Below are 26,358 nucleotides of genomic sequence, written 5' to 3' on the forward strand. Positions count from 1 at the left end.
TACATATATAATTCGATAAATGTTGGGGGATATCCTGCATATAGATGAATGCAGAGCCTTAAAAATTAAGCCTTTCAAGGTTTTGCAAGAGACTAATAAATATAAATTAGGGGGGATAACAATGTATTTGTTTTTAACTTTAGCGATTTTTATAGTTGTATTTACAATCACAAAGGGAGTTTTAAAGCTTTATAGAAGAGAAATTTCATCAAAGGAGCAGATTAAAAAGGATTTAAGGTTTAATGTATATTCCTTTATACCTGTCCTTACAGGCCTTATAATAACTGCAATTCCTCAAGTAGCACATGCGGCAGGAAGTGATAACTCATCGGGCCTTGGATTTATTGCAGCAGGTTTAAGTACAGGCCTTGCAGCAATAGGCTCAGGTTATGCAGTTGGTGCCGTAGGTTCATCAGCCCTCGGTGCCGTATCTGAGGATCCTAAGATACTTGGTAAAACTCTTATATTTGTTGGGCTTGCAGAAGGTATAGCAATCTACGGTCTTATCATATCCATTATGATTTTAGGAAGGCTATAGGAAGTGAAAGTATGAGGATGTATCTTTTAAGCGACAACAGGGACACCTTAACAGGCTTAAGGCTTGCAGGGATAAAGGGGATTTTGGTTTCAAGCATAGATGATGCCAGGGAAAGGCTTGAGGAGCTTTTAAACAGCCCGGATGTTGGAATAATCCTTATTACTGAAAAACTTGGGGTCAGCATGAGGGACAGAATAAGCTTCATAAAACAGAAGCTTCCTATGCCGCTTATAGTAGAGATTCCTGACAGGCATGGGAGTATCAAGGATAGTGAATATATTATGAATTATGTAAGAGATTCCATCGGTATTAAAGTTTGAGGTGGTTATATGATTACCATTGAGGAAAAGCTTAAGCTTTTTACGAAGATAGTTTATGACAGGGTTGAAAAAGAGAATAGAGGAATGGTTGAAAAGTTCAATGAGGAGTTTGGAAATATAATAGAAAGAAAAAGGCAGGAGTTTATAAATGAAGCCCAAAATATCCTGTCTCAAAACATAAGGGAAATTGAAAAGGAAAGGACAAAAATCCTGTCAAGGGCAAGAATAGAAGAGAAAAGGATAGCTCTGGAGGCAAACAGGACAATATTTGATAAAGCTTTGAAAGACCTTCTAAAATATGCTGGGGATTTTACCAAAATACCTGAATACAGTGAAATGTTTTTTGATGATTTAGAGAGGATAAAGCCCCAGCTTAAAGGAAGTATCATAGACATATATGTTACAAAATCAGACTTTGAAAGATATAAAAACAATATAGATGAAGCTTTTGATGGAAAAACAATAAATTATTTTATAGATGATGAACTTATAGGTGGCTTTAAAGCTATTGATAAATCCATCAGCATAAAGTTTGACATGTCCCTTTCAGGACGAATTAATGAAGCAAGGGAACTTATCGGCAGAAAGCTCTTTGAGATACTTCAATAGGTGGTGTTCATATGGAGGAAAGACAGGGAATTATAGAATATATAAACGGCCCGGTAATCAAGGCTTATAATATGGAAAACTTCAAGATGAGGGAAATGGTTACGGTTGGGGAGAAAAAGCTTATAGGCGAGGTGATTTCCCTGGATGGTAATACAGGGACGGTTCAGGTTTATGAGGAAACCACAGGGCTTAAAATAGGGGATATCATATATTCAACCTCAATGCCCCTATCCGTAAAGCTTGGCCCTGGAATTATTGGAAATATATTTGATGGAATTCAAAGGCCATTAAGCTATATTCATAAAATGTCAGGAGGCTTTATAAGGGAAGGTATCGGGCTTGAATCTATAGATTTAAATAAAGTATGGGATGTTGAAATTATTGTGAAAGAAGGAGATAACATCAAAGAGGGAGAGGCCTTCGGTATGGTCCAGGAAACACCACTTATAAAGCACTATCTTCTCGTTCCGCCTGGTATTTCAGGAAGGGTTGTATCGGTGGTTAAAAGTGGAAAGTATGATATGGAAAAGGTTCTGCTTGAGGTGGATGATGGTAAAATCCTTCACTCCCTTAAGATGTATCACAATTGGCCAGTTAGAACCCCAAGGCCTTCAAAGGAGAGGATACCCATTGAAAAACCCCTTGTAACAGGACAGAGGGTGGTAGATACTTTCTTTCCTGTGGCGAAGGGAGGTACAGCTGCAATCCCGGGAGGCTTTGGAACGGGCAAAACAATGACTCAGCATCAGCTTGCAAAGTGGAGTGATGCTGACATCATAGTTTATATTGGCTGCGGTGAGAGGGGAAATGAAATGACGGAGGTTCTTGAGGATTTTCCAAAGCTTGTAGACCCTAATTCAGGACTTCCACTTATGAACAGGACTATACTTATTGCAAATACATCCAACATGCCCGTTGCAGCCAGGGAGGCTTCTATTTACACAGGAATTACCATCGCTGAATACTTTAGAGACATGGGATATCACGTTGCGGTAATGGCTGATTCAACCTCAAGGTGGGCAGAGGCACTCAGGGAAATTTCAGGGCGTCTTGAGGAGATGCCTGCAGAGGAAGGCTATCCTGCATATCTTCCATCGAGGCTTGCAGAGTTTTATGAAAGGGCGGGATATGTAAGAAGCCTTGGAGGGCGGGAAGGCTCTGTTACAATAATTGGTGCAGTATCCCCCGCAGGAGGGGATTTTTCAGAGCCCGTAACACAGAACACCAAAAGGTTTGTTGGAGCATTTCTTGGCCTTGATAAAAAGCTTGCCTATGCAAGGCATTATCCTGCCATAAACTGGCTCTCAAGTTACAGCAGCTATATAGCGTCAATAGAAAAGTGGTACAGCAAAAACGTATCAAGGGACATGATGGCTCTTAGGGGAGAAATGCTTAAGGTTCTTCAGGAGGAGAGTAAGCTTCTCGAGATTGTAAAGCTTGTCGGGGAGGATGTCCTCCCTGATGAACAGAGGATCGTACTTGAAATTGCAAGGGTTATAAAGATAGGCTTTCTTCAGCAAAATGCATACCATAAGGATGATACCTTTGTAAATTTAAATAAGCAGTACAGAATGCTGAGGGCCATAAACATACTCTACGAGTATTCGAAGAAGGCTGTATCTAAAGGAATTCCTATATCTAAAATTAGAAACAGCGATGTCTTCAGCGATGTGATGAAGATGAAATATACGATTCCAAACGATTATAAGGATGAATTTGAAATTCTTGAGAAGAAGATAGATGACTATTTTAAAGGCTTAATGAATGAATATAAAGGGTGATGTATATGATAAAGGAGTACACTCATCTTGAAAGGATAGAGGGTCCTCTAATAATTGTTTCAGGCGTTTCAGGGGCTTCCTATGATGAAATTGTTGAAATAAGAACCATTCAGGGAATGAAGCGCGGCAAGGTGGTTCAGCTTTATAAGGATATGGCAGTTGTTCAGGTGTTTGAATCCACATCAGGCATGTCGGTTAAGGATGTATCAGTAAAGTTTACTGGAAAGCCCCTTGAGATAAACCTCTCAAAGGATATACTGGGCAGGGTTTTTAATGGTACAGGTGAACCAAGGGATGGTGGAGGTGATATATTCTGGGGGGAGAAAATGGATGTAAATGGAAGACCGATAAATCCCGTTGCAAGAAGGTACCCCAGAAACTACATTCAGACAGGAATATCTGCTATAGATGGACTTATGACGCTGATTAGGGGGCAAAAGCTTCCTATATTTTCAGGAAACGGCCTTCCCCACAACCAGATGGCAGCACAGATAGTAAGGCAGGCAAGGATATTTGATAATGAAAATAGCGATTTTGGAATAGTCTTTGCAGCTATGGGACTTAAGCACGACGATGCCCATTATTTCCTTAGAGCATTTGAGGAGTCAGGGGTCCTTGAAAGGGTTGTTATGTTTTTAAACCTTGCAGACGACCCTGTGGTTGAAAGAATAATAACACCAAGGTGTGCCCTAACTGCTGCGGAGTATCTTGCATTTAATGAAAATATGCACATACTTGTTATAATGACTGACATGACAAGCTACTGCGAAGCCCTGAGGGAGATATCATCTGCAAGGGAGGAGGTGCCTGGAAGAAAGGGCTATCCAGGGTATTTATATTCTGATCTTTCAAGCCTTTATGAAAGGGCAGGAATGATGGAGGGGTCAAAGGGCTCAATTACACAGATACCAATCCTTACAATGCCAAACGATGACATAACCCATCCCATTCCTGACCTTACGGGCTATATTACGGAGGGGCAGATAGTTTTAAGCAGGGAGATATTTCAGAGGAACATTTATCCTCCAATTAACATACTTCCATCTCTTTCAAGGCTTATGAAGGATGGCATTGGTGAAGGTTTTACAAGGGAGGATCACCCATCCCTTTCAAACCAGATTTTCTCATCCTATTCAAGGGTTCAGGATGTAATTGCCCTCGCCCAGGTAATAGGTGAGGATGAACTTTCAGAGATTGATAAAAAATATCTCGAGTTTGGAAGGGCATTTGAAAATAGATTTTTAAGGCAGGACTATGAGGAGAACAGGAATATATGGGAAACCCTTGATATTGCGTGGGATATATTATCCATTCTTCCAAGGTCCGAGCTGGATAGAATAGACCCGAAGTATATGGATGCGAGGTACAGGGGGTGATTTGGTGGATACAAATATTGCCCCTACCAAATCAAACCTTATGAGTGCAAAGGCTACACTTGAGTTTTCAAAAAAAGGATATGAGCTTTTAGATCAAAAGAGAAATGTTTTAATAAGAGAGATGATGGGGCTTCTGGACAGGGCAAAGGACATACAGGAGAGAATCAACATAACCTTTAAGAAAGCATATGATGCCCTTAAAATGGCCAACCTTACTATGGGAATTGCAAGTGTGGAGGATATTGCATCCTCAGTTCCAGAGAATGGAGATTTTCACATACTTACTAAAAGCGTAATGGGGGTTGAAATACCAACCATAGTCTACGAAAAGCATGAGGCAGCTCCAATGTACAGCTTCTATCAAACCAATGCCTCAGTTGATTTGGCCTTTAGGAGTTTTTGGGAGATCAAATATCTTGTTGTAGAGCTAGCTGAGGTTGAAAACTCCGTATATAAGCTTGCAATTGAGATAAAGAAAACTCAAAAGAGGGCAAATGCCCTTGAAAATATACAAATACCCAAGTATAAAGAAATAGTAAAATACATTCAGGATGTTCTTGAAGAGAAGGAAAGGGAGGATTTTTTTAGGCTCAAGGTGGTTAAAAAGAAGAGAATAAGAAAGAAAGCGTTAAAGGGTAAGTAAATTTACTTACCCTTTAAATAGTGAAAAAAATTTACAATAATTCGATTATTTTGATATATTGGATTGATTTCTAAATTGAAATATTTATGATATTATAAAGAGAAAATTAACAAAACATTAACGCAATTTTGGAGGGGGATAGACGGTGAAAAATTTATATGAAATTGTAGTAATTGCAGTTTTTTTAATTACCTTTGGTATGATTATAAGTGAAAAAGTAAACAGAACCGTTGCGGCACTATTAGGAGCAGCAGTTCTTCTGATTGCGAAGATAATCGATCAAGGGAAAGCAGTGAGTTTCATAGATTATACCACCATTGGTGTGCTTATTGGGATGATGATTATCGTAGCTATTACAAAAAGAACTGGACTGTTTCAATATCTCGCAATAAAGTCGGCGAAAATTGTAAAGGGAGATCCCTTTAAACTCATTATAGTTTTCGGAATAATAACAGGTATGATATCTGCTTTTTTAGATAATGTAACGACAGTTCTTCTTATGGCTCCCGTTACGCTGGTTATTGCCAGGATGCTTAAGATAAATCCAATCCCTTTTATGATGACCGAGGTGATTGCTTCAAATATTGGAGGTACCGCAACATTAATAGGGGATCCACCAAATATCATGATAGGAAGTGAAGCTGGACTAGGATTTATGGATTTTATTAAAAATCTTTCGCCAATTGTAATGCTAATCCTAGTTGTTATCACGTTTCTTTTAAGCTTTGTTTACAGAAAGGAACTTACAGTAAACGAAGAACTTAAGGACAATATTATGACTCTTGATGATAGGAGCGCCATAGTAGACAAGCCCCTTTTAATCAAATCCCTTTCGGTTCTGGGGCTTGTTATACTTGGATTTTTCCTTCATGAGAAGCTTGGTTATGAATCTTCAATCGTTGCAATTGGGGGAGCAACTCTTCTGCTCTTTATAGGCAGGGTAGATGTTGAAGAAATTCTCCTTGAAATAGAGTGGCCAACCATATTCTTCTTTATCGCCCTGTTTATAATAGTTGGAACTCTGGAAGAAGTTGGAGTTATATCGCAAATTGCAAAGCTTATTATGAGCGTTACTCAAGGAAATCTTATGATAACAGGCCTTATAATACTCTGGGTTTCTGCCATTCTATCAGCGTTCCTTGATAATATACCCTTTGTTGCAACAATGATTCCACTTATAAAAGCCATGGGGCAAATGTCTGGAATGGACATAATGCCGCTGTGGTGGGCGCTTTCACTTGGGGCATGCCTTGGAGGAAATGGAACTCTTATAGGTGCATCTGCTAACGTTGTTGTGGCCGGAATACTTGAAAAGGAAGGACAAAAGATAAGCTTTAGAGAATTTACAAGAATAGGATTTCCAATGATGATTGTTTCAATTGTAATTTCCACTGTTTATTTGTTGTTGTTTTATCTAATATAAAGGTGTATAATGGAAAATAATAGTAATATAAAGGGGCGATCAGTATGCAAAGGATACTGGTAAAGGGAGCTATGGATGAAATGATGCTAAGGCAGCTCGGAGCGGACGTTATATCCTTTCATGGCCTGCAATGTTATGTAAAGTTTATTGTTCAGGGTGTTGAGATAAGCTATACGTATAATATTAACGCAAAACAAAAATATTTTCTCCAACGAATAAAGCCCTATCCCATGAATGCAGGAGTATTTGAAAATGTAAGCGATGTAGTAAACTCCATCAAAATTGATTATGAACAGTTTAAAAATGCAATTAAAAGCGGTAATTTCCAGAAGTTTTTAGATATAAACAGGAGTGCCATTGAAGCAGCAAGAAACCTTGAGGATTTATTTCTATACTATAATGTAAGTCTGGAGGAACTGGAGGAATTAAAGACTCAAATAGATGGCATAAGGGAGAAGATCTTAAAATGTGCACAAAATAGCCCACGTATCTATTTTGAAAAGGAGCCGGAAAGTTTATAAGGATGGCAAAAACCATCCTTATCTTTTCTTAATATACCTCTTATAAATGCTGTTGTATTCAGTCCATTCATCAGTTCCACAATCCCTCTGAATGGCAAGATTAAAACCGTTGATTTCAGCGCTGGCCTTATCAGCATGGTGTAGTGCAGTTGCCTCAATTGTCATTGGAAGCACGGGGGAGCCAGCCTCCTGGGTACCATGATGTGAAAGTATACAGTGCTGAAGCTCGACAAGTATTTTTTTAGGGAAATTGTCTATCTGTGATGCAGCACTGTTTAAAATTTCGGTTCCCATGTATATGTGGCCGAGGAGCCGTCCATCCGTTGTATATCTGTTCTCGGGAAAATCTGAAAGTTCCCTTACCTTGCCGATGTCATGAAGAAGGGCAGCGGCTACAGCTATATCATAGTTTATATACTTAAACAGGCTGCAGAAGTGTATGACCGTTTTTGCAACCTCCAATGTGTGCTCCGCAAGCCCTCCAACGTATGCATGGTGTATTTCCGCTCCCGCAGCCTTTTTAAAGAAACCGTTTTTAATTTCGGGGCTTTTAAATATGTATTTTAGAAGAGATTTTATCTCAGGGGTATTTATACTTTCAATTATCAAGTCTATCTCATCAGAGAGCTTCATTTCCTCAAGGCTGCTTGAAGGAAGAAGCTCTTCGAGAAGTTCCTTTGCAGGGTTTGTAACAGGTTCTATGTTATCTATGTGAATTTGAATAGTTCCCTTAAACTCCCTTGCAGTGCCCCAGATGTATGCGATACAGCCCGGGGTTATTTCCCTGGCAATAGAAAGTTTATTATACCATATTTTAGCATCATAGTTTTTAACTCCGGAACTGACTTCCAGATGATAATATTCCTTGTTATTTTGACCCATTTTTTTGAGTATTTGTCTTATAAACACTGGCTGGCCCTCAAGTTTATCGTTAGCAGTTAAATTCAGCATAAAATCACCTCAATAATATTATACATAATTCAATGAAAAAATGTACATAATGAAACAATAAGGAGGTATTGCTATGGAAAGAACGTTGATACTTATAAAACCCGATGGAGTAAGAAGAAATTTGATAGGCGAGATAATTAGAAGATACGAAATGAAGGGGCTAAAAATAGTCTCTATAAAATCCATGCATCCATCTAGAGAGCTGGTGGAGGAACACTATGCTGAGCATAGGGGGAAGCCCTTCTTTAATGATCTTATTGAATATCTGACATCGGGTATGGTTGTTGCTTGCATCGTTGAAGGTTCAAATGCCATAAAATGTGTAAGGCTGATAAATGGAGCTACTAAATATTATGATGCTCTTCCAGGAACAATAAGAGGAGATTTTGCATGTGATGAAACTCAAAACCTTGTTCATGCATCGGATTGTGAAGAGGCAGCCAAAAGAGAGATTGGACTGTGGTTTCCAGAGGGTTAACTCGACGTGCCAGCCTAGAGAAAAGTTATTTTTATAATAATTAGGATGTAAATTCATAATTTGCTATTGAAAAAATATAAAAAAGGAGTATAATATAAATGTGTTCAAATCAATAGCATATCTGGGTGTGGCGCAGATGGTAGCGCGCCAGAATGGGGTTCTGGAGGTCGCTGGTTCAAGTCCAGTCACCCAGACCAATCAAAAGCCTTGGAAAAATACTTTCCAAGGCTTTTTTTCTGCTCCAAGGGACGGTTAACAAAATCAGGTACCAGCTCCAGGGACAGTTAACAAATTAAGGCAGTACCAGTCCCAGATCCTAGGGACAGTTAATAATTTTAGGCAGTGTTCTCTAACAATTCTAGGAACAGTTAACAAATCCAATTCCAGGGACAGTTAATAATTCCAGGTAGTATACGGATATAATTTCTATAAATAGTGAATATCACCTCAATCTAAAGGCAATAATCAAAAGAAAAACTTTAGTTTGAGGTGATTTTTCATGCCGAGAGTTGCAAGGCAAAAAGCTCCAGAGGGTATTTATCATATCATGTGTAAAAGCATAAGTGAAGTTGACCTTTTTAAAGACGATGAGGATAAGCTAAAGTATCTTTCCCTTGTGAAAAAATATCAAAAGACCTATCAATTTAGAGTATATGGTTACTGCCTTATGGATAACCATCTTCACCTTATCATAGATGCCAATGGTTCAGACATATCGAGGATAATGCACAGCATAAACTTCTCCTATGCACAGTATTTCAACAGGAGGCATAAAAGGCATGGGCATCTTTTTCAGGACAGGTTTAAGAGTAAGATGGTTAAGGATGAAAGATACCTTCTTGCCCTATCTGCCTATGTTCACAACAACCCAACGGATATAGAAGGATATGAAAAAGAACCTGAGAAATATGAGTTTTCAAGCCTTTCAATATATCTTGGATTAAGGCATGACCCCTACGAACTTGTTGATGATGGGTTTATAATGGGGTTGTTTGGAAATAATGCCCAATCTGCAAGGAAGAACTATGTAGAGCTTGTTTTTAAATGCGATGACAAGAATTTCAGGGAAGAGATGGAGTTTTTAAATGAGGGAACAGAATACAGAAGTTACAGAAGGATACTTGTTAGAGATATGAGGCCCGAGGAAATAGCCGAATATGTATCAATGAAAATGAATTTAAAGGAGATAAAGCTTTATACTAAAAACGCCAGAGATGTTGTTGAGGCAAAGGCTCTATTCGTTCTTTTGATGAGAAGCCTTTGCAACTTCAAATGCAGCGATATATGCAGGGTTCTTGGCAACATAACAAATGCCAGGGTATCGAAGCTCAGCAGCACTGGATTAAAGCTTATCGACGAGGATGAAAGGTTTAGGGGTTTTATAAGGGAATTTATAAAGGTTTATGCTGTATAGATATTAAACAAGACAAAATTTTAAAAAAGTAAGCAGGGAAGCTTTTTAAATTATGGATGAAAGATGGACAGGCTATAACAATATTTAGCATTAAAAAGTAGATTATGCTCCATAGAACATATCCAGAGTTAAATGAGGGATTTATTTACCCAGAAATTAACTAAAATGAAGAAATGCATTTGCAGCGTTGTTATTAACCGTCCCTAAGTATATCCAATAAATAAACCATATCAAGGGGTGAATGTGAGACCTATTTATCTAAAATTGACTTTAGAATGGAAAAAACGTATTTGCAGGGTTATTATTGATCATCTCCAAGCAGAATAGAAAGAAATATATTTCCAATATTATTATTAACCGTCCCCAAGTACCCAAGTAACTAAGTAATATTTCCAGATTCAGAATAATATATTAACAAAAAAGATTTGGCAGGTGTTTTATATGATAAGACTTGTATGTTTATCCTGCGGCAAGGAGTGGTATACAGCTAATACTTCAAAGGATCAAAGATGTGATGATTGTGGTGGAGAGCTTTTGGAGAAAGAGAATGAGGCTAAGAAAAGACCTTTAGTTAATGTTGTAAAAGATAGTGATTCATAATATTATATGATTAAAAAGCCTTATTGAATAAGAAACAAAACAAGCCTCTTGCAGAATCCACAGGAATGCTTTGAAAATAGTATTAATTCAGAAAATAAGTATTGATTTTATTGGAGTGTGAGCGAGAATCAAATTTACAGGCAAATACATGATATAATGAAATGGATTATTTTAGGACAAGCAGTATAATAAACTTCATACAAAAGTTTCATATATCACCAGTAAAAAATACTACTACTTTAAGTATATGGTAGCAAAATATATATAAGCAGCCGATTACGGAAACAGATAGGAGGAACAGCTATGGAAGAAAGAAATATTCAGTCAACAGCCCCAGGAGATGATAATATATCTATAATTGAAAATGTAAATATACAGGTAGTACAGGATACCATGTCTAAAATCCAGCAGTTCCAGGCCCTGGTTCAAAAGAACTTAAAACAAAATCATGATTATGGAATAATACCCGGGAGCAATAAACCAACCCTTTTAAAACCCGGGGCAGAAAAGATACTGATGCTCCTGGGCCTTACCAGCGAATATGAGCTTATTGAAAGGGTTCATGACTATGAGAAAGGCTTTTTCGCCTTTACAATAAGGGCAAAGCTCTACAGGGGACAGCAGCTTATAACGGAAGGAGTAGGACACTGCAATACGAGGGAGAAAAAGTATAGATATCATGACCCCTATACTCTTGCAAATACGTGCCTTAAAATGGCAAAGAAGAGGGCACTTGTTGATGCAACATTAACAGTAGCAAGCCTTAGCGATGTTTTTACCCAGGATCTTGAAGATATTGATATAGCCTCAGTAGAAGAAGATAAAAGCGAGGCTGAAGACATTGAGGATGAAGAAACTATAACTAGGGCACAGGCTAAAAGGCTCTATGCCATTAGTAATGGAAATGTAGATCTCATAAAGAAAGTTATGGAGAGGTATGGTTATAAGAGGTCTGACGAGATTAAAAAAATACATTATGACAAGATAGCTGCTGAGATTGAGAATGAGTTAAACCAAGTTATTAAGGAAGGGGACTATAGGGGGGCATCGATACGACATTAAAACTGAGAAAAATGTCTAATTTTGACTTTTAAAAATAGTATAATAAAATTTTAAAATATATTAAAATATAAGTAAACTTACTCCGCTTTGGAAAAGGGTGTACCATTGCATTATGGTATGCTCTTTTTATTTTCATTATTATGGCAGAATTAAAAGAGCGTCATTGAAAAAATAATAAAAGAACATTGTAACATTATATTGTTTAAAGCAATATAATATACTATAATATACCCATGGGGGGTAATTAATCGCTTAACTGACTAAATTAAACAGTATTATGAAAAGTTAAAAGGAGGAATATAAATGGAAGTTAGAGTGACACCAGCTGCTGCCGAGGAGCTAAAGAAAATGATTGCAGACAAAGGGGGAAGCCTTGCAGTTAGAGTATATACAGCAGGTATTGGCTGAGGTGGACCATCGTTTGGCATGGCTCTGGATGAGCCAAAGGAAACCGATAACGTATATGAGGTTGAAGGAATAAAGGTTTTGTTTAATAAAGAAAATTCATTGTATACACGGGGATTTGTAATAGATTTTAGAAATTCAATATTTGGTAAGAGGTTTTCAGTTGAGCAGCTCTACAGCACGGGAGGATCCTGCAGATAAAAATATACCCATTTGCTGCTAAACTTTCAAAGAAGTTCCAAGGCTCGAGGTGGTTAACAAGCTGTGCAAATTCGTTAAACTCCCTACGGTAAAAAACGGATTGCATTAAGACTTTTTAACCACCTCTTTTTTTGAAAACTCTAATTGTCTTCCGATACGTTCATATCATATATTTTTTTAAGTTTTCATTCCAGTTTAATTTCTTGTGATGAATTATGAAAATCCATGCAAAATATTTAAACTATATTATACAGCTTATTATTAGTTGACTGAAATAAACAATAAAGTTAATATAAATTGTGGGCTTTTGGAAAGCTAATAAGTGGAGGTGCAGTTTGTGAAGGAGATAACCATAACAGCCAACGAAGCAGGCCAGAGGTTTGATAAGTTTTTAAAGAAATATTTGAAAAATATGTCCCTGGGAGCCATATATAAATCCATAAGGACCAAGGCTATTACGGTAAATGGAAAGAAAGTCAATGAAAATTACTTTTTGAGCGAGGGAGATGTAATAAATTTTTACATAGATATAGATGAAGCAAGGAAGGAAAAAAAACTTGATTTCCTTGGAGTGGATTATAATTTCGATGTAGTTTATGAGGATGAAAACATACTAGCGGTAAATAAAACGGTCGATGTTCTTGTTCATCCCGATGAGGGCGGTGGAGTAACCCTAACACATCAAGTGCTCTCATACCTTTATGATAAGGGAGAGTATAACCCCGATGAAGAAAGGACCTTTTCACCGTCACCATGTAACAGGCTTGACAGAAACACACAGGGCATAGTTTTGTTTGCTAAAAACTATGACGCTTTAAAGGGAGTAAATGAACTTATAAGGAATGGAAATTTGGGAAAATATTATACCGCCATTGTCAGGGGTAAGATTAAAGATGGTACGTATACCGCATATATTACAAAGGACAAGAAAACCAACAAGGTTACAATACACGATAAAAAGGTTAAAAACAGCAAGGAAATAGTTACAAGGGTTATAAACATAGATACTGTAGGCCAGTTTTCCCATATTGACATAGAGCTTATAACTGGAAGGAGCCATCAAATAAGGGCCCATCTCGCCTCTATGGGAAATCCAATAATTGGAGATCCTAAATACGGAGACAGGAAGGTGAACAGTTTTTTTACAAACAAATATGGACTGAACAATCAAATGCTTGTTGCCTATAAAGTTGTATTTAGAAACTGCCCTAAAGGCCTTTCATATCTTGAAGGCAGGACTATTACAATGTCCCTCCCGGGCATGTTTAAGAAGATAAAACATGATTTATTCAGGATATAGACGATCCAAAGATTTCTCCAGCTTGCTATTTATACAGAATGAAATATAATTTACATCAATATATATATAAATAAGTAAGTTATGAGAGATGGTATTGTGGAGAGTAAAATAAATAAACATAAATTTAAAGATATTATTATAGCAGTTTTAATTTTTATATTGCTCTCCCTGGTATTATACATGTATTGGGTGTATAAAAATGACAGTATAAGAAAAACCATTAAGCCCGGAGAATATAGCTTTAAAAACATTACTTCAATTCAATATCAGGAGGTAAAGGAATCCTATGGGCCGGGAGATGGAAAGCAGATTTTAAATAACATTATCTCCTATGTGTATCCGGATAAGCTTAGAATAGAGTCAAATGTAAACAATAAAATAGTGGAAATATATAACAATGATAAATACATCTACTATAATAGCGTTAATAATAAGATCAAAGTAAAAGAATGCTTTCCACCGGATAGACCTTATATAACAGAGATTGAAGAAAGGATGTCTAAGATATTTGACAGCGGCGGTTACGAATTTTTTGGATATGAGGAAATTGAAAATAGAAGATGTAAAGTCATAGGAGTTAAATGGAAGGTTGATGGAAAAAGCTATATGCATAAATTGTGGATTGCTGATATAAATAAGACTACGCTCCCCGTCAAGGAGGAGTATTTTATAAACAATTCCGTAGTTTCTAAGACTTTATTTACCTATATGAAGATAAATGAACCAATAAATCCTGAAATATTCGATGAATCATCGCTCCCAAATGTGGAAGTTGTTAATGATGGGGTACTTCCTAAATACGTTAAGTCCATCCAGGAAGCACAAAAGCATATAAACTTCAGGCTTTTTGTACCTTCAGATACACCTGAGGGATTTTTAATTTCCGAAGTTGCAGTAATACCTCCAGTAGGCAACCCGTCTTTTTACTGTATTTATTTTAAAGATGGATACAGAATATACCTGGGTGAAAGAAAAGGGGCAGAGGATATAAGAAAAAATGGAAGGCTTGGTAATATTCCCTGCGAATTTTCGCTGGATGACGAAAAGGTATCCATACTCTGGAACCAGGAGAATGTTCATATTGTGCTTACGGGGGATGAAGCTGTTTCAGATGAAATAATTAAAATTGCTGAGCAAATAGCAAAGGGAAAACTGATTGTTGATTGAATTTATAGACAGAGGAGAAGGCTATGGAAAACAAATTAAAGGTTGAGATCACCGGAGAACATGATGATAAAAGGGTTATCAACTATTTAAAGTTTGAGCTTAAAATGTCGTCAAGGCTGACAAGAAAGCTTCTTTCAGGTGGATTTGTTACTCTAAATGGACATCCTGCAAGGGGAAAGGACGTATTAAAGCAAGGAGATATATTGGAAGTCCATCTGGATACCGGAGATACCCAGAATATAGAACCCGAAGATATACCAGTTGATGTGGTTTATGAAGATCAGGATCTACTTATAGTAAACAAACCGCCTTTTATGGTTGTCCACCCAACTAAAAGCTATCCATCGGGAACCCTTGCAAATGCGGTAATGAACTATTTTAAAAATACTGGTCAGAACTGCATAGTAAGGCTGGTGAGCAGGCTCGACAGGGATACTACGGGGCTTGTAACTATAGCAAAAAGCCAGTTTGCCCATCAGGCCATGGCGAAGAAAATGGAAGGAAATGAAATCGATAAGTATTATATAACCGTGGTTGAAGGGAGAATGGAGGGAGAGGGAACAATAGATCTACCAATAGACAGGCCTTCCATGGATTCGATTAAAAGGATGGTTATGGAGGGAGGCCAGAGGGCTATAACCCACTATAAGGTTTTAAAATCATCGGATGAAATGAGCTGCCTTCTTATAAGGCTTGAAACCGGTAAAACCCATCAAATAAGGGTTCACTTAAGCCACCTTGGACATCCAATAGTAGGGGATAGCCTGTATGGCAGGGAAAGCAGCTATATTTCAAGGCAGGCACTTCATGCCTATAAGCTAAGGTTTAATTGCATAAGAAGTGGAGAGAAGATAGAAGTTGAAGCAGAAATACCTGACGACATGAAAAGGCTCATTGAACTTATCGAAAAATAGGTGTATTTTGTGAAATATGTTGAGGATATTTTATTGAATAGTAAGATAATTCCATATATAATAAAAATACACAGGAAGAATGAGTTGCCCGTTGAGAAAAAGTGGCCAAGGCCGCTGGCACTCATTCTTCTTTATTTTTTGCATAAATTCATAAAATTGCCCTTTACGATAAAAAATATATTTATCCATTAATCTTTGATGAAAAATATTAATGAAACATGCGGCAAATGTCAGTGTAGAAAAATTTATTGATTTTGGAGGAATTAATATGAATGCCCTTGAAGAGCTAAAAGAGACAATAGGCTGTTGCATAAATGAATCGGATGAGTACATTTTACTTGATAAAAAGATAATGGAAAGTAAATCAGGTGGTGGAATTTCAAGCTTTAACATGGAATTCACCGATAAGGAAAGAAGCGTTATTTATACAGCTGTAGGAAGGAAAAATGAATATGGAAAGCTATCTATGGAATTAAGTGCAGTTTTGTTTACGGGTATAGAGGAGGATATATGCAAAAATGAGCAAATAGGTGATTACAAAATTCATATAAGAAATAACGGACATGGTAAAGAGGCGGCTGTAACTTTAAGCATAGACTCTTTGGAAGGTGAAAATATAAATTTTAAAGAGGCTATTGATATTATTAATGAGTATGGCATCAACAGGCTGGTTTATAAGTTTGTTAGGACATATCCTCCGATTAAAAATTAACGAATTGTTCTTATACCAATTGAAAATGAGCTTCTAAAAGGAAAAACCTAAGGAACGCGTTATGATAGTTTTGACTTTTATACATGCTGCGATAAAAAATATATTTCATTAATCGATACTCACTAAAAGAAACTTGATGTTATGTTTACAAATATTTATATTTAATGCTAAATATTTACAATGAAGACTGAATGATTTATAATTATAGTGCAGCATGTTGATTAACGTTTTTAGGAAATTATGTTAACAACATGCAAAATAAAAGAAAAGGGGGAGTATGTTTTGTTCAAGTCCTTTAAACTCAAAAAATGGACTAGCCTTCTGGTGGCCCTGGTAATGGTAGTATCGCTATTTGCGCCGGGGATATCAACCAGGGCATGGGCAGCTGATGGGGACGGCACAATAAACCTTCAAATTCTTGCAACAAGCGACTTGCACGGTAGGTTTATGCCCTATCAATACGCGACAGATTCACCAAATACTTCAGGAAGTTTTACTCAAATCGCAACCGTAGTTAAACAAATGAGGGAAGCGAATCCAAACACAATTCTCGTTGACAACGGAGACACAATTCAGGACAATTCATCGCAGCTATTCTTAAACGATGACATTCACCCAATGATACTTGCAATGAATGAAATGGGATATGATTCATGGACTCTTGGAAATCACGAATTTAACTATGGAGTTCCAAAGCTTGAAAAGGTTATGAGTCAGTTCAGAGGAAAGGTTCTTGGAGGCAATGTCTATAAACCAGATGGAAGTCCATTAGCTGCTTCATACACAATAGTTGAAAGAGGCGGAGTAAAAGTAGGTATAGTTGGTATGACAAATCCCAACATTACAAAGTGGGATGCAGCTAATCTGGCAGGTTATACTGTAACTAGTCCAGTAGCAGAAGCCAGAAAAGCGGTGGACGCTATAAAGAACCAAGTAGATGTTCTTATTGGTGTAATTCACGTTGGTCCAACACAGGAGTACGGCAATGATGACGGGGCAGACGTTATAGCACAGGCAATACCTGAATTTGCTGCAATAGTTGCCGGCCATGCCCATTCCAGGGTGGCTGAGACAAGAGTAAACAACGTAGTTATTACTGAACCAAGCAGTGCCGGTACATATGTATCGAAAATAGAAATAAAGCTTACCAAGGATCAAAATGGAAAATATGCAATTGCTGATAGAACAAATGATGTTAAATCAAGCTTAATTGAGATTAAAGACAAACCTGAAGATGAAGCTTTAAAGGCAAAGCTTCTGCCATACCACGAACGAGCAATAGCAGATGCCAGAACAGTAATAGGAAAGCTTGAAGGTGGGGATTTAGTACCTGAGAACGAGGTAAAGGGCATTCCAACTTCCCAGATTCAGGATACTGCTATGATAGACCTTATCAATGAAGTTCAGATGTATTATTCAGGAGCAAAGGTTTCAGCAGCTGCAGCATTTAGTACAACTGCAAACATTAAGGAAGGCGACATCACAAAGGCAGGAGTATCAAATATTTACAAATATGATAATACCCTCTATAAGGTTAAGGTAACAGGGGCACAGCTTAAGAAGTATATGGAGTGGTCAGCTTCATATTACAATACTTATAAGGATGGGGATTTAACCATTTCCTTTAATCCCAATATCAGGGGTTATAATTATGATATGTTTGACGGAGTAAAATACGACGTTGACATATCGCAGGAACCAGGAAACAGGATTAAAAATCTCACATGGCCAGATGGAACCCCTGTAGGGGACGATGAAGAAATTGTACTTGCAGTTAATAACTATAGGGCAAACACTCAGCTTTTAACGCCGGGAGTGATATACGAGAAGGATAATATGCCTGAACTCCTTGAAAAGGACGTTAGAGGGGATATAGGCGGAGTAAGAGAGTTAATAGCCGATTATATAAAGAATGTAAAGAACGGAGTTATCACTTCAACTGTTAATAACAACTGGAAGGTTATAGGGAATGATTGGAACGCAGACCATAGGGCAAAGGCGGTTAGGCTCATAAATGAAGGCAAGCTGTCAATACCAACATCTGAAGATGGAAGAACACCAAATGTTAAGAGTATTACATGGAATGACGTTTTAGATGTTCCAGACAGGGCAATTGATGTAGTTTCCTTCAATGACTTCCACGGTTCATTAAAGGAAGATGGAAAGAATATAGGCGCCGCAAAGCTTGCAGGGGAAATAAACAAGTTTAAGGCGGAAAATCCAAACACCGTCGTAGTAGCAGCAGGCGATCTGTATCAGGGAAGTGCTATGTCAAACTTAACCTACGGAGCACCGGTATCTGAGTTTCTAAAGTCAATTGGAATTGAAGCTTCAGCCGTTGGCAACCATGAGTTCGATTGGGGAGTTGACTATATTGCTAAATGGGCCAAGGATGGGAACTTTGATTTCCTTGCATCCAATATTTATAGTAAGACAACTAAAGAACCTGTAACGTGGGCAAAACCTTATAAAATTGTAGAAAGGGATGGGCTCAGGATAGGATTTATAGGGATTGCAACTCCTGAAACGGAATTTAAAACAAAGCCGGATAATGTAAAGAACCTGGAATTCAGGGACCCTGTTTATGCGGCTAATGAATGGGCAAAATACTTAAAGGAAACCGAAAAGGTTGATTTCGTTGTTGCATTAACTCATCTTGGTGCCTTCCAGGATAGCAAGACTAAGGAGATTACTGGTGAGGCAGCAGACTTTGCCAGGAACGTTAAGGGTGTAGATGCTGTTATTTCAGCACATACACATCAAATTGTAGCGGGCTATGTTAATGGAATACCCGTTGTGCAGGCATACTACAACGGAAGAGCATTGGTAAAGATAACAGTTGGCTACAATGTTGAAGGAAAAATTGTTACTAAAGCCAACGTTTATCCAGATTTATACAAGAAGGCAGATTTAGTTGAGGACCCGGACGTAAAGGAGATTTATGATAAATATGAAATAGAACTTAAGCCAATACTTGATGAAGTAATTGGAACAACGGATAAAGAATTAAGCCACGACAGGTGGGCAGGCGTTTCGCTCCTTGGCGAATGGGTATCAGATGTTATGAGAAAGGCAGCAGGTACTCAAATAGCTATAACAAACGGGGGAGGGATTAGAACATCAATACCACAGGGTAATATAACCATGGGAAAACTCTATGAAGTTATGCCCTTTGATAATACCCTCGTGAAAATGGAACTTAAAGGATCGGATATTTTAAAGAATATTGATCATGGTATAAACAATCAGGAAGTTGGATGGGTACAGTTCTCAGGTGTAAAGGTTTACTATGATCCAGCCAAACCAGAAGGACAAAGAATTACATCCATGAGGCTTCTTGATGGAACAAAGATAGAAATGGAAAAGTACTATACAGTAGTAACAAACGATTTTATGGCAGCAGGTGGAGACAAATATGACTTTAGTGGTGCAAAGAACATGGTTGATACAGGAGTTCCAATCAGGGATGCGATGGTTAACGAATTAAGGGAGGTTAAAAACCTGTCAGTAGCATATGTAGATTATCTAATAGAAGGAAAAGACCCTGCAGATGTTGTAACGCCGCCAACAGTTGATAACGATACTTCAAAGGTTGTTGATGCAGTACAGAAGGCCCCGGTTAAATCGAATATAAAGGTTGATATTACAAACAATACAGTGGTATCAAAGGCTGTATTTGAAGCAATAAAGAGCCAGGACAAGACCATAACCTTTACGAGGGATGGAATAGAGTGGACATTCAATGGTCTTGACATAGCAACCCCAATGGACCTTGACCTTTCACTGGATGTCCCAGATGAGGAAGTCAAGGATGCTATACTTGAAAAGGTTAAGGGCTATGAACCACTTATAATCTCCTTCAAGCATGACGGAAGTCTTGGACTCAAGGAAGGTGCAAAGGCAACTGTTAAGGTGAAGCTTGATGCAAACTGGTTAAATGGCAAGGATACAAGGAACATATTCGTCTACTACTACAATCCTGAAACAAAGAAGGCCGAAAAGGTTGCGGGGCCACTTGCAGTAGATGATAACGGATATGTTACATTCCAGATTTCACACCTTAGTGACTACTTTATAGCTGACAAGGACCTTGTGCAGGCAGGATTGCTTCCAAAGACGGGTTCTGTGGTGGATATTACAGGGCTATTGGGACTTGGAGGAGCTTCAATGGTTCTTGGAGCAGCCTTTGTAGTTGCCGATAGAAGGAAGAGAAACAGAGCAGCATAATAAGAAAACAACCCGGGAAGTCAATTTCCTGGGTTGTTTTCTTCACTTGTCAATTCAGAATAGACGATTAATCGATGGGTTGACTTATACAAAGGTGTGCAGGTTATAAGTGTTACAAGGGATTTACCCTTCTGAGGCTCTAAAACCTCAACCTGTTCAGGAAGAACTACCTCGGTTTTAAAGACCCTGTAGGTATACAGCTTGTCCTTGGTCTTTATGTAAATCATGTCTCCAATCTTAACTTTATCAAGCCTGTTAAAAAACCTGCCGGCGGTATAGGAGCGATGCCCGGCAATGGCAAAGTTCTGATCCGGTTTTCCAAGCTCTCCTGTGCCTTCTATGTGTCCTACAGCATATTTTAAATCCTTCTGGGTACTTCCTTCAACTATTGCTACGGATAAGTTTATAGATGGTATTTCAAGTATTCCTATTGCATTGCTTGGGCCTTTACTTTCTTTTGCTTCAGTTTGAGTGATTTGCTTTGAAGTTGTATTTTGGCTTATCTGATTGATGGTATTCATAAGGGCCCGCTGCTCCCTATAGACAAAATATTGATTTATTCCAACATATATAAGTATTCCAAGGCCTAGAACTATTAAAATATACCCTGCTTTTTTCATAGTACCTCCTTATATAGGTTATTTTCATTAAATTAACTTGTTGTGCTAGTTCATGGGCTAAGCGGAGATAAAAAATATATGAAATTCACATCAAGCGGGCAACTAGAAGTTCTAGGCGAAGGGATGCAGAAAAATCCTAGAACTTTCGTGACTTAAGCAAGGCGAGTTTAACGAAAGTTCTTGATTTTTCAAATCCCGAGCCTTAGAACTTCTTTGCTAAGCGTGCTGGTGAATGAAATATATTTTTTATCGCAGCGCCGGTCTGTACATGCTTTCTACTTTTATTCCAATGAACTTTTCAGAGTAGCACAACAAGTTAAATTATGAAATTTTTATAATAAAATTATAATGTTTAATTATGCCAATTGTCAATAAAAGGAAAGAAAAACTCTCCGGCCTATGAGCGGAGAGTAAACCTTGTCAGCTCTTTTTTGCCTCCTCCTGACATTTTAAAGAATAACATGTATACCACTATAAAAAAGCCATAGGACAGCAGAATAATCGTTGGAATGCTTGAGAGCCTGCTAAGGAAGTTTAAGGTTATTATGTATATGAGGATCGAACAAAATAGGGGAAGCAGCATTGTGTTATAAAGGTCTATTGTGTACTCAAAGGAGCTTTTAATAACCCTGTAGTTTAAAACAATGCCAAGAAGCGATGTGCATATAAAGGTTACGGCATATCCCTTTATATTAAGTGAAGGAATGCCGATGAAAATATATATGAGCATTAAATCTACGATGGAAGTAATGATTGAATTTAATAATATTTTTGTCTGCTTTCCAAGTCCGTTTAAAATTGCACCTGATATCATCCCAATATATGCAATAGGTATTCCAGGTGCAAGTATCCTTAAAAGCTCTCCAACGGAGGAATCCTTAAAGAAAAATTCCCCAATCCTTTCCGGCATGGAAAGTAAAATTGCAGTGGAGGAGAATGCGGTTAGCGATGCAACACGAACAGCTACGTTCATTCTGTGGTTTATAATTCTATCCTTTCTGAAGGTTACCGCCTCGGATATGGATGGTATGAGTATTACATTTAATGCACCTATAACGACGGTTGGATAGAATACGATGGAAAGTGCCATGCCCTGAAGCCTTCCAAAGAGTCCCAGGGCCTTTTCATAGGGAATGCCTGATGCCTGAAGCCTTTTAGGAATAAGGACTGCCGTAATGGTTCCAAAAACCGTTGACATTATACCGTTTATAGCCAGAGGAATTGCAAGTTTTAGCACATTGAAAATAAGCTGCAGGTCGTTATCACATCTTCCAAAGCCAGGATGCTTTGAAACGTAGGTTCTATAGCATATGTAAAACAGAATGAGGCTTCCAAGTTCACCTATGGAAAGGGCCAAAACAGCCGCAGCAGAGGAAAATTCAACACCATACTCCTTAGCGTACTCAACCAGTGCAAACATAGCCGCCACCCTTATAAACTTTTCAATCATATCTATCATTGCAGGCGCAACTACCCTCTGAAGCCCAAAAAATGTCCCCTTATATATGGATGAAATGGATATTATAATAAGTGCCGGGCAAAATGCAAGTATGCTGTAGAAAGTCCTTTCGTCGGATAAAAAGCCTGAAGCAATATAATTTGCACATAGAACGACAATGGATGTTATAAGCAGCGACCAGAAAAATTCGAATATAACTGTAACCTTTACTATTCTATAGAGCTCCTTGAAATTCCCTGTAGCCTTTTTCTCTGCAGCGATCTTAGAAACAGCAACTGTGGTACCTCCTCCGGTTATGAATAGAAACATGATATAAAGAGGCATAACAAGCTGATAAAGCCCCATTCCACTTGGCCCTATTTCCCTTGACAGTATTATTGAATATATGAATGACAATGTGCCCGTTATTATATTTGATAAGGTCAGGAATACTGTATTTTTAAAAAAAGAGGAGCTTTTCATACCTCACCTTCAAAATAGTGCTCTTTTTAATAATATGGCAATATATACGCTGCTATGATATAAAAATCCTCCCATCAAACAGTACTATGCTTTAACTTGTTGTGATAATTTTGATTTTAAAAGGCCCTGCGATGAAAAATATATTTCATTCACCATTAACTCAGTAAAAAGGATACTTCCATTTCAGATTATATGGGAGTTAAAAGGTGGCTATAAAAAGTCACAGGTTGTTGACAAAAAAATATAAATATTGTAAAATAAACTAAAATAAAAAAAGCATTGATTGGGACTAGTAGAGGAATTTGAAGATTTTCAGAGAGCCGTGTCTGGTGCGAATCGGTAATTTTCAATCCTTGAACTCACCCATGAGCTGCAGCCTGAAACTGAAGTAGGGTGTGCCGCACTTCCAGCGTTACAGGGATAGATGGTGTCAGCCATCGAAATGAGGTGAGCCTGAACCCTTCAGGCTAACAAGAGTGGTACCGCGGATTATGCTCCGTCTCTTAACGAGATGGAGTTTTTTGTTTGCTTTGCAACGCTAAAATATCAATTGGCACAATTAGTTAAATTGACTAACAATAAAAATTAAAAAGGAGTGATCGTCATGCCATACTCACCGGATATAGATAGAAAATGGCAAAAAAAGTGGGAAGAGACAAAACTTTATAAGTTTAATCCCGAAAACGTGGATAAGAAACTCTACGTACTTGAAATGTTTTCCTATCCATCGGGTGCAAAGCTCCACGTAGGACACTGGTATAACTACGGCCCAAGCGATTCATGGGCAAGGATGAAGAAGATGCAGGGCTATGAGGTATTCCAGCCAATGGGGTTTGATGCCTTTGGGCTTCCGGCAGAGAATTATGCCATTAAAACAGGAATACACCCCCAGGATTCAACTATGAAAAACATCGAAACCATGGAAAGGCAGCTAAGGGAAATGGGAGCCATGTTTGATTGGGATTATGAAGTCATAACATGCCTTCCAGAATATTATAAATGGACTCAGTGGGTCTTCCTTCAACTATATAAGGCTGGCCTTGCCTACAGGAAGGAAGCTCCTGTAAACTGGTGCCCAAGCTGCAACACCGTTCTTGCAAACGAGCAGGTTCAGGATGGAAGATGTGAAAGATGTGGAACTGAGGTTACAAAGAAAAACCTTACCCAGTGGTTCCTGAAGATTACAGATTATGCTGAAGAGCTCCTTAATAATATAGACGAACTTGACTGGCCTGAAAAGACGAAGAAAATACAAACAAACTGGATAGGAAGATCAGAGGGGGCTGAAATCGAGTTTAAGGTTTACGGTAAGGATCTGTCCTTCAGGGTATTTACAACCCGTGCGGATACCCTTTATGGGGTAACCTATGTTGTTCTTGCACCCGAAAATGAACTTGTTGATAAGATAACTACCGATGGACAGAGAAAATATGTGGAAGAATACAAAGAGTTTGCAAAGAAGCAGAGCGAAATAGAAAGGCTTTCAACTACAAAGGAAAAAACTGGGGTATTCACAGGGGCCTATGCTGTTCATCCCCTTACAGGAGAAAGGCTTCCAATATGGATTGCCGACTATGTACTTGCAACCTACGGTACAGGGTGCGTAATGGCAGTTCCTGCCCACGATGAAAGGGATTATGAATTTGCCTCCAAGTTTAATCTCCCGATAAAAAGGGTTGTAAAATCTTCAAATGGAGAAGATGATGTCCTTCCATATACTGAATACGGGGTTCTTGTAGACAGCGCTGAGTTTACAGGAATGAAGTCAGAGGATGCTAGGATAAAGATAGTTGAAAGGCTTAAAGAGGAAGGTAAGGCGGAGATTAAGGTAAACTACAGGCTCAGAGATTGGCTTGTATCAAGGCAAAGGTACTGGGGAGCGCCCATTCCTGTAATTCACTGTGAGAAGTGCGGAATTGTTCCTGTACCTGAGGAAGACCTTCCTGTAAGGCTTCCATACAACGTGGAATTTGCACCGGATGGGGAATCGCCTCTTAAAAAGAGCGAGGAGTTTATGCATACAACCTGTCCAAATTGCGGAGGGCCAGCCCTTAGAGATCCTGACACGCTGGATACCTTTGTGTGTTCATCCTGGTATTATTTAAGATATCCTGACAACAAGAATAGTGAAAAACCCTTTGATACAGAGTGGATAAACAAGATGCTTCCCGTTGACAAGTATATAGGAGGTGCTGAACATGCGGCGATGCACCTTCTCTACGCAAGGTTTATTACAAAGGCATTGAGGGATTTAGGGTATTTGAAGTTTGATGAACCATTTAAGTCCCTAATTCATCAGGGAACCATCCTTGGGCCAGATGGAAATAAGATGAGCAAATCAAAGGGGAATGTAGTATCTCCAGATGACTATATAAGCGTCTATGGTTCCGACGTATTCAGGCTATACCTCATGTTTGGATTTGCATATACTGAAGGGGGACCATGGAATGACGATGGAATAAAAGCCGTGTCAAGGTTCCTTTCAAGGATTGAAAGGCTTATTGAAAGGATTAGCGAAATAAGGACCTCACAGGGCAAGGATGAAATCGACAGGGATGAAAAGGAGCTGAACTTTACAAGGCATTATACAATAAAGAGCGTTACTGAGGACGCTGAAAAGTTCCAGTTCAATACATCTATTTCAAGGCTTATGGAGCTTGTAAACGCTCTTTACAAATACGATAACGATGTTAAAGTTAAGAACATTAAGTTTATGGAGGACGTAGTTGCCGACATGCTAAGGCTTATGGCACCCTTTGCACCCCACTTTACAGAGGAAATGTGGGAGAAGATGGGCTATGAGTACTCAATATTCAACCAGAGCTGGCCAAAGTGGGACGAAAGTGCACTTGTAAAGGATGTTGTCGAAATAGGAGTTCAGATAAACGGAAAACTCAGAGGAAGGGTAGAAGTTCCTTCAAACGCAGAGGATAAGGAAATTGAAAGAATTACCCTTGAAGATGAGAAGATAAAGGAATATGTAGAAGGTAAGGAAATAAAGAAGATCATAGTTATCAGAGGAAGGCTTGTAAATATAGTTGTAAAATGATAGTTGAGAAAAAACTACGGCATGTGATATCCCCATGCCGTAGTTTTTTAATAAAATTTTTGGGAAAAGAAGGAATTTAATAAAAACGTAGAATTATATAAATATACACTGGAATAGGAGGGGGTT

General features: G+C 38.2%; 22 protein-coding genes, 1 tRNA gene and 1 other annotated feature. Of the genes, 20 read left to right on the forward strand and 3 right to left on the reverse strand.

Features of this window, described 5'->3' with window-relative positions; genetic code table 11:
- Window positions 1-121 precede the first annotated feature (121 nt).
- The 8 genes from EDD71_RS11555 (at window position 122) to EDD71_RS11590 (ending at window position 7,211) form a co-directional block, all read left to right on the forward strand.
- Window positions 122-538 (forward strand): ATP synthase subunit C, encoded by a 417-nt coding sequence (locus tag EDD71_RS11555; RefSeq protein WP_133628899.1) that lies wholly within the window; start codon window positions 122-124, stop codon window positions 536-538.
- Between the two features lie 11 nt (window positions 539-549).
- On the forward strand, window positions 550-858 hold the full coding sequence (locus EDD71_RS11560) for a V-type ATP synthase subunit F (RefSeq protein WP_133628900.1): 309 nt from the start codon (window positions 550-552) through the stop codon (window positions 856-858).
- Window positions 859-867: 9 nt separating this feature from the next.
- Entirely contained in the window at window positions 868-1,467 is a 600-nt protein-coding gene (locus EDD71_RS11565; RefSeq protein WP_133628901.1) for a V-type ATP synthase subunit E, read from the forward strand.
- Between the two features lie 11 nt (window positions 1,468-1,478).
- A complete protein-coding gene (locus EDD71_RS11570; RefSeq protein ID WP_133628902.1) occupies window positions 1,479-3,248 on the forward strand; it encodes a V-type ATP synthase subunit A in 1,770 nt (589 codons plus the stop codon).
- Between the two features lie 5 nt (window positions 3,249-3,253).
- Complete coding sequence (locus EDD71_RS11575; protein ID WP_133628903.1) at window positions 3,254-4,624, forward strand: V-type ATP synthase subunit B; 1,371 nt, start codon at window positions 3,254-3,256, stop codon at window positions 4,622-4,624.
- A 4-nt stretch (window positions 4,625-4,628) separates the two neighbouring features.
- Window positions 4,629-5,267, forward strand: a complete 639-nt coding sequence (locus tag EDD71_RS11580) for a V-type ATP synthase subunit D (protein ID WP_133628904.1) — start codon at window positions 4,629-4,631, stop codon at window positions 5,265-5,267.
- Window positions 5,268-5,412: 145 nt separating this feature from the next.
- Window positions 5,413-6,690 (forward strand): ArsB/NhaD family transporter, encoded by a 1,278-nt coding sequence (locus tag EDD71_RS11585; protein WP_279233028.1) that lies wholly within the window; start codon window positions 5,413-5,415, stop codon window positions 6,688-6,690.
- A 44-nt stretch (window positions 6,691-6,734) separates the two neighbouring features.
- Window positions 6,735-7,211, forward strand: a complete 477-nt coding sequence (locus EDD71_RS11590; protein ID WP_133628905.1) for a hypothetical protein — start codon at window positions 6,735-6,737, stop codon at window positions 7,209-7,211.
- Between the two features lie 18 nt (window positions 7,212-7,229).
- Here the strand turns inward: EDD71_RS11590 and EDD71_RS11595 are convergent, their stop codons facing one another.
- Complete coding sequence (locus EDD71_RS11595) at window positions 7,230-8,162, reverse strand: 3'-5' exoribonuclease YhaM family protein (RefSeq protein WP_133628906.1); 933 nt, start codon at window positions 8,160-8,162, stop codon at window positions 7,230-7,232.
- A 73-nt stretch (window positions 8,163-8,235) separates the two neighbouring features.
- On the opposite strand from EDD71_RS11595, the gene ndk reads away from it, so the two are divergent.
- From ndk to EDD71_RS11645, 11 genes are all read left to right on the forward strand, one after another.
- Window positions 8,236-8,640 (forward strand): nucleoside-diphosphate kinase, encoded by a 405-nt coding sequence (ndk, locus tag EDD71_RS11600; RefSeq protein WP_133628907.1) that lies wholly within the window; start codon window positions 8,236-8,238, stop codon window positions 8,638-8,640.
- Window positions 8,641-8,761: 121 nt separating this feature from the next.
- Window positions 8,762-8,837, forward strand: a tRNA-Pro gene (locus EDD71_RS11605).
- A 302-nt stretch (window positions 8,838-9,139) separates the two neighbouring features.
- Window positions 9,140-10,054, forward strand: coding sequence for a transposase (locus tag EDD71_RS11610; protein WP_133628908.1), 915 nt, complete (start codon window positions 9,140-9,142; stop codon window positions 10,052-10,054).
- Between the two features lie 441 nt (window positions 10,055-10,495).
- On the forward strand, window positions 10,496-10,654 hold the full coding sequence (locus EDD71_RS15405) for a hypothetical protein (protein ID WP_166636467.1): 159 nt from the start codon (window positions 10,496-10,498) through the stop codon (window positions 10,652-10,654).
- A 303-nt stretch (window positions 10,655-10,957) separates the two neighbouring features.
- Window positions 10,958-11,716, forward strand: a complete 759-nt coding sequence (locus tag EDD71_RS11615) for a hypothetical protein (RefSeq protein WP_133628909.1) — start codon at window positions 10,958-10,960, stop codon at window positions 11,714-11,716.
- 303 nt (window positions 11,717-12,019) lie between these two features.
- On the forward strand, window positions 12,020-12,322 hold the full coding sequence (locus EDD71_RS16010; protein WP_332925427.1) for a HesB/IscA family protein: 303 nt from the start codon (window positions 12,020-12,022) through the stop codon (window positions 12,320-12,322).
- A 337-nt stretch (window positions 12,323-12,659) separates the two neighbouring features.
- Window positions 12,660-13,622, forward strand: coding sequence for an RluA family pseudouridine synthase (locus EDD71_RS11625; protein WP_133628911.1), 963 nt, complete (start codon window positions 12,660-12,662; stop codon window positions 13,620-13,622).
- 180 nt (window positions 13,623-13,802) lie between these two features.
- Window positions 13,803-14,789, forward strand: coding sequence for a hypothetical protein (locus tag EDD71_RS11630; RefSeq protein WP_133628912.1), 987 nt, complete (start codon window positions 13,803-13,805; stop codon window positions 14,787-14,789).
- A 23-nt stretch (window positions 14,790-14,812) separates the two neighbouring features.
- Window positions 14,813-15,703 carry an RluA family pseudouridine synthase gene (locus tag EDD71_RS11635; protein ID WP_133628913.1) on the forward strand — a complete coding sequence of 297 codons (891 nt, stop codon included), beginning with the start codon at window positions 14,813-14,815 and terminating at the stop codon, window positions 15,701-15,703.
- 211 nt (window positions 15,704-15,914) lie between these two features.
- Complete coding sequence (locus EDD71_RS11640; protein WP_133628914.1) at window positions 15,915-16,415, forward strand: hypothetical protein; 501 nt, start codon at window positions 15,915-15,917, stop codon at window positions 16,413-16,415.
- A 282-nt stretch (window positions 16,416-16,697) separates the two neighbouring features.
- Window positions 16,698-20,642: a 5'-nucleotidase C-terminal domain-containing protein gene (locus EDD71_RS11645; protein ID WP_166636469.1), complete on the forward strand. Its 3,945-nt coding sequence runs from the start codon at window positions 16,698-16,700 to the stop codon at window positions 20,640-20,642.
- 20 nt (window positions 20,643-20,662) lie between these two features.
- On the opposite strand, the gene EDD71_RS11650 is transcribed toward EDD71_RS11645, so the two are convergent.
- Window positions 20,663-21,262 carry a class D sortase gene (locus EDD71_RS11650; protein WP_133628916.1) on the reverse strand — a complete coding sequence of 200 codons (600 nt, stop codon included), beginning with the start codon at window positions 21,260-21,262 and terminating at the stop codon, window positions 20,663-20,665.
- Between the two features lie 397 nt (window positions 21,263-21,659).
- Window positions 21,660-23,183 carry a stage V sporulation protein B gene (gene spoVB / locus EDD71_RS11655; protein WP_133628917.1) on the reverse strand — a complete coding sequence of 508 codons (1,524 nt, stop codon included), beginning with the start codon at window positions 23,181-23,183 and terminating at the stop codon, window positions 21,660-21,662.
- Window positions 23,184-23,453: 270 nt separating this feature from the next.
- Window positions 23,454-23,690, forward strand: a binding site (T-box leader).
- A gap of 97 nt (window positions 23,691-23,787) precedes the next feature.
- Here spoVB and leuS point away from each other — a divergent pair.
- On the forward strand, window positions 23,788-26,232 hold the full coding sequence (gene leuS, locus EDD71_RS11660) for a leucine--tRNA ligase (RefSeq protein ID WP_133628918.1): 2,445 nt from the start codon (window positions 23,788-23,790) through the stop codon (window positions 26,230-26,232).
- Window positions 26,233-26,358: the final 126 nt, after the last annotated feature.

The organism is Fonticella tunisiensis, assembly GCF_004364155.1.
In the GTDB taxonomy this organism is placed as follows: domain Bacteria; phylum Bacillota; class Clostridia; order Clostridiales; family Caloramatoraceae; genus Fonticella; species Fonticella tunisiensis.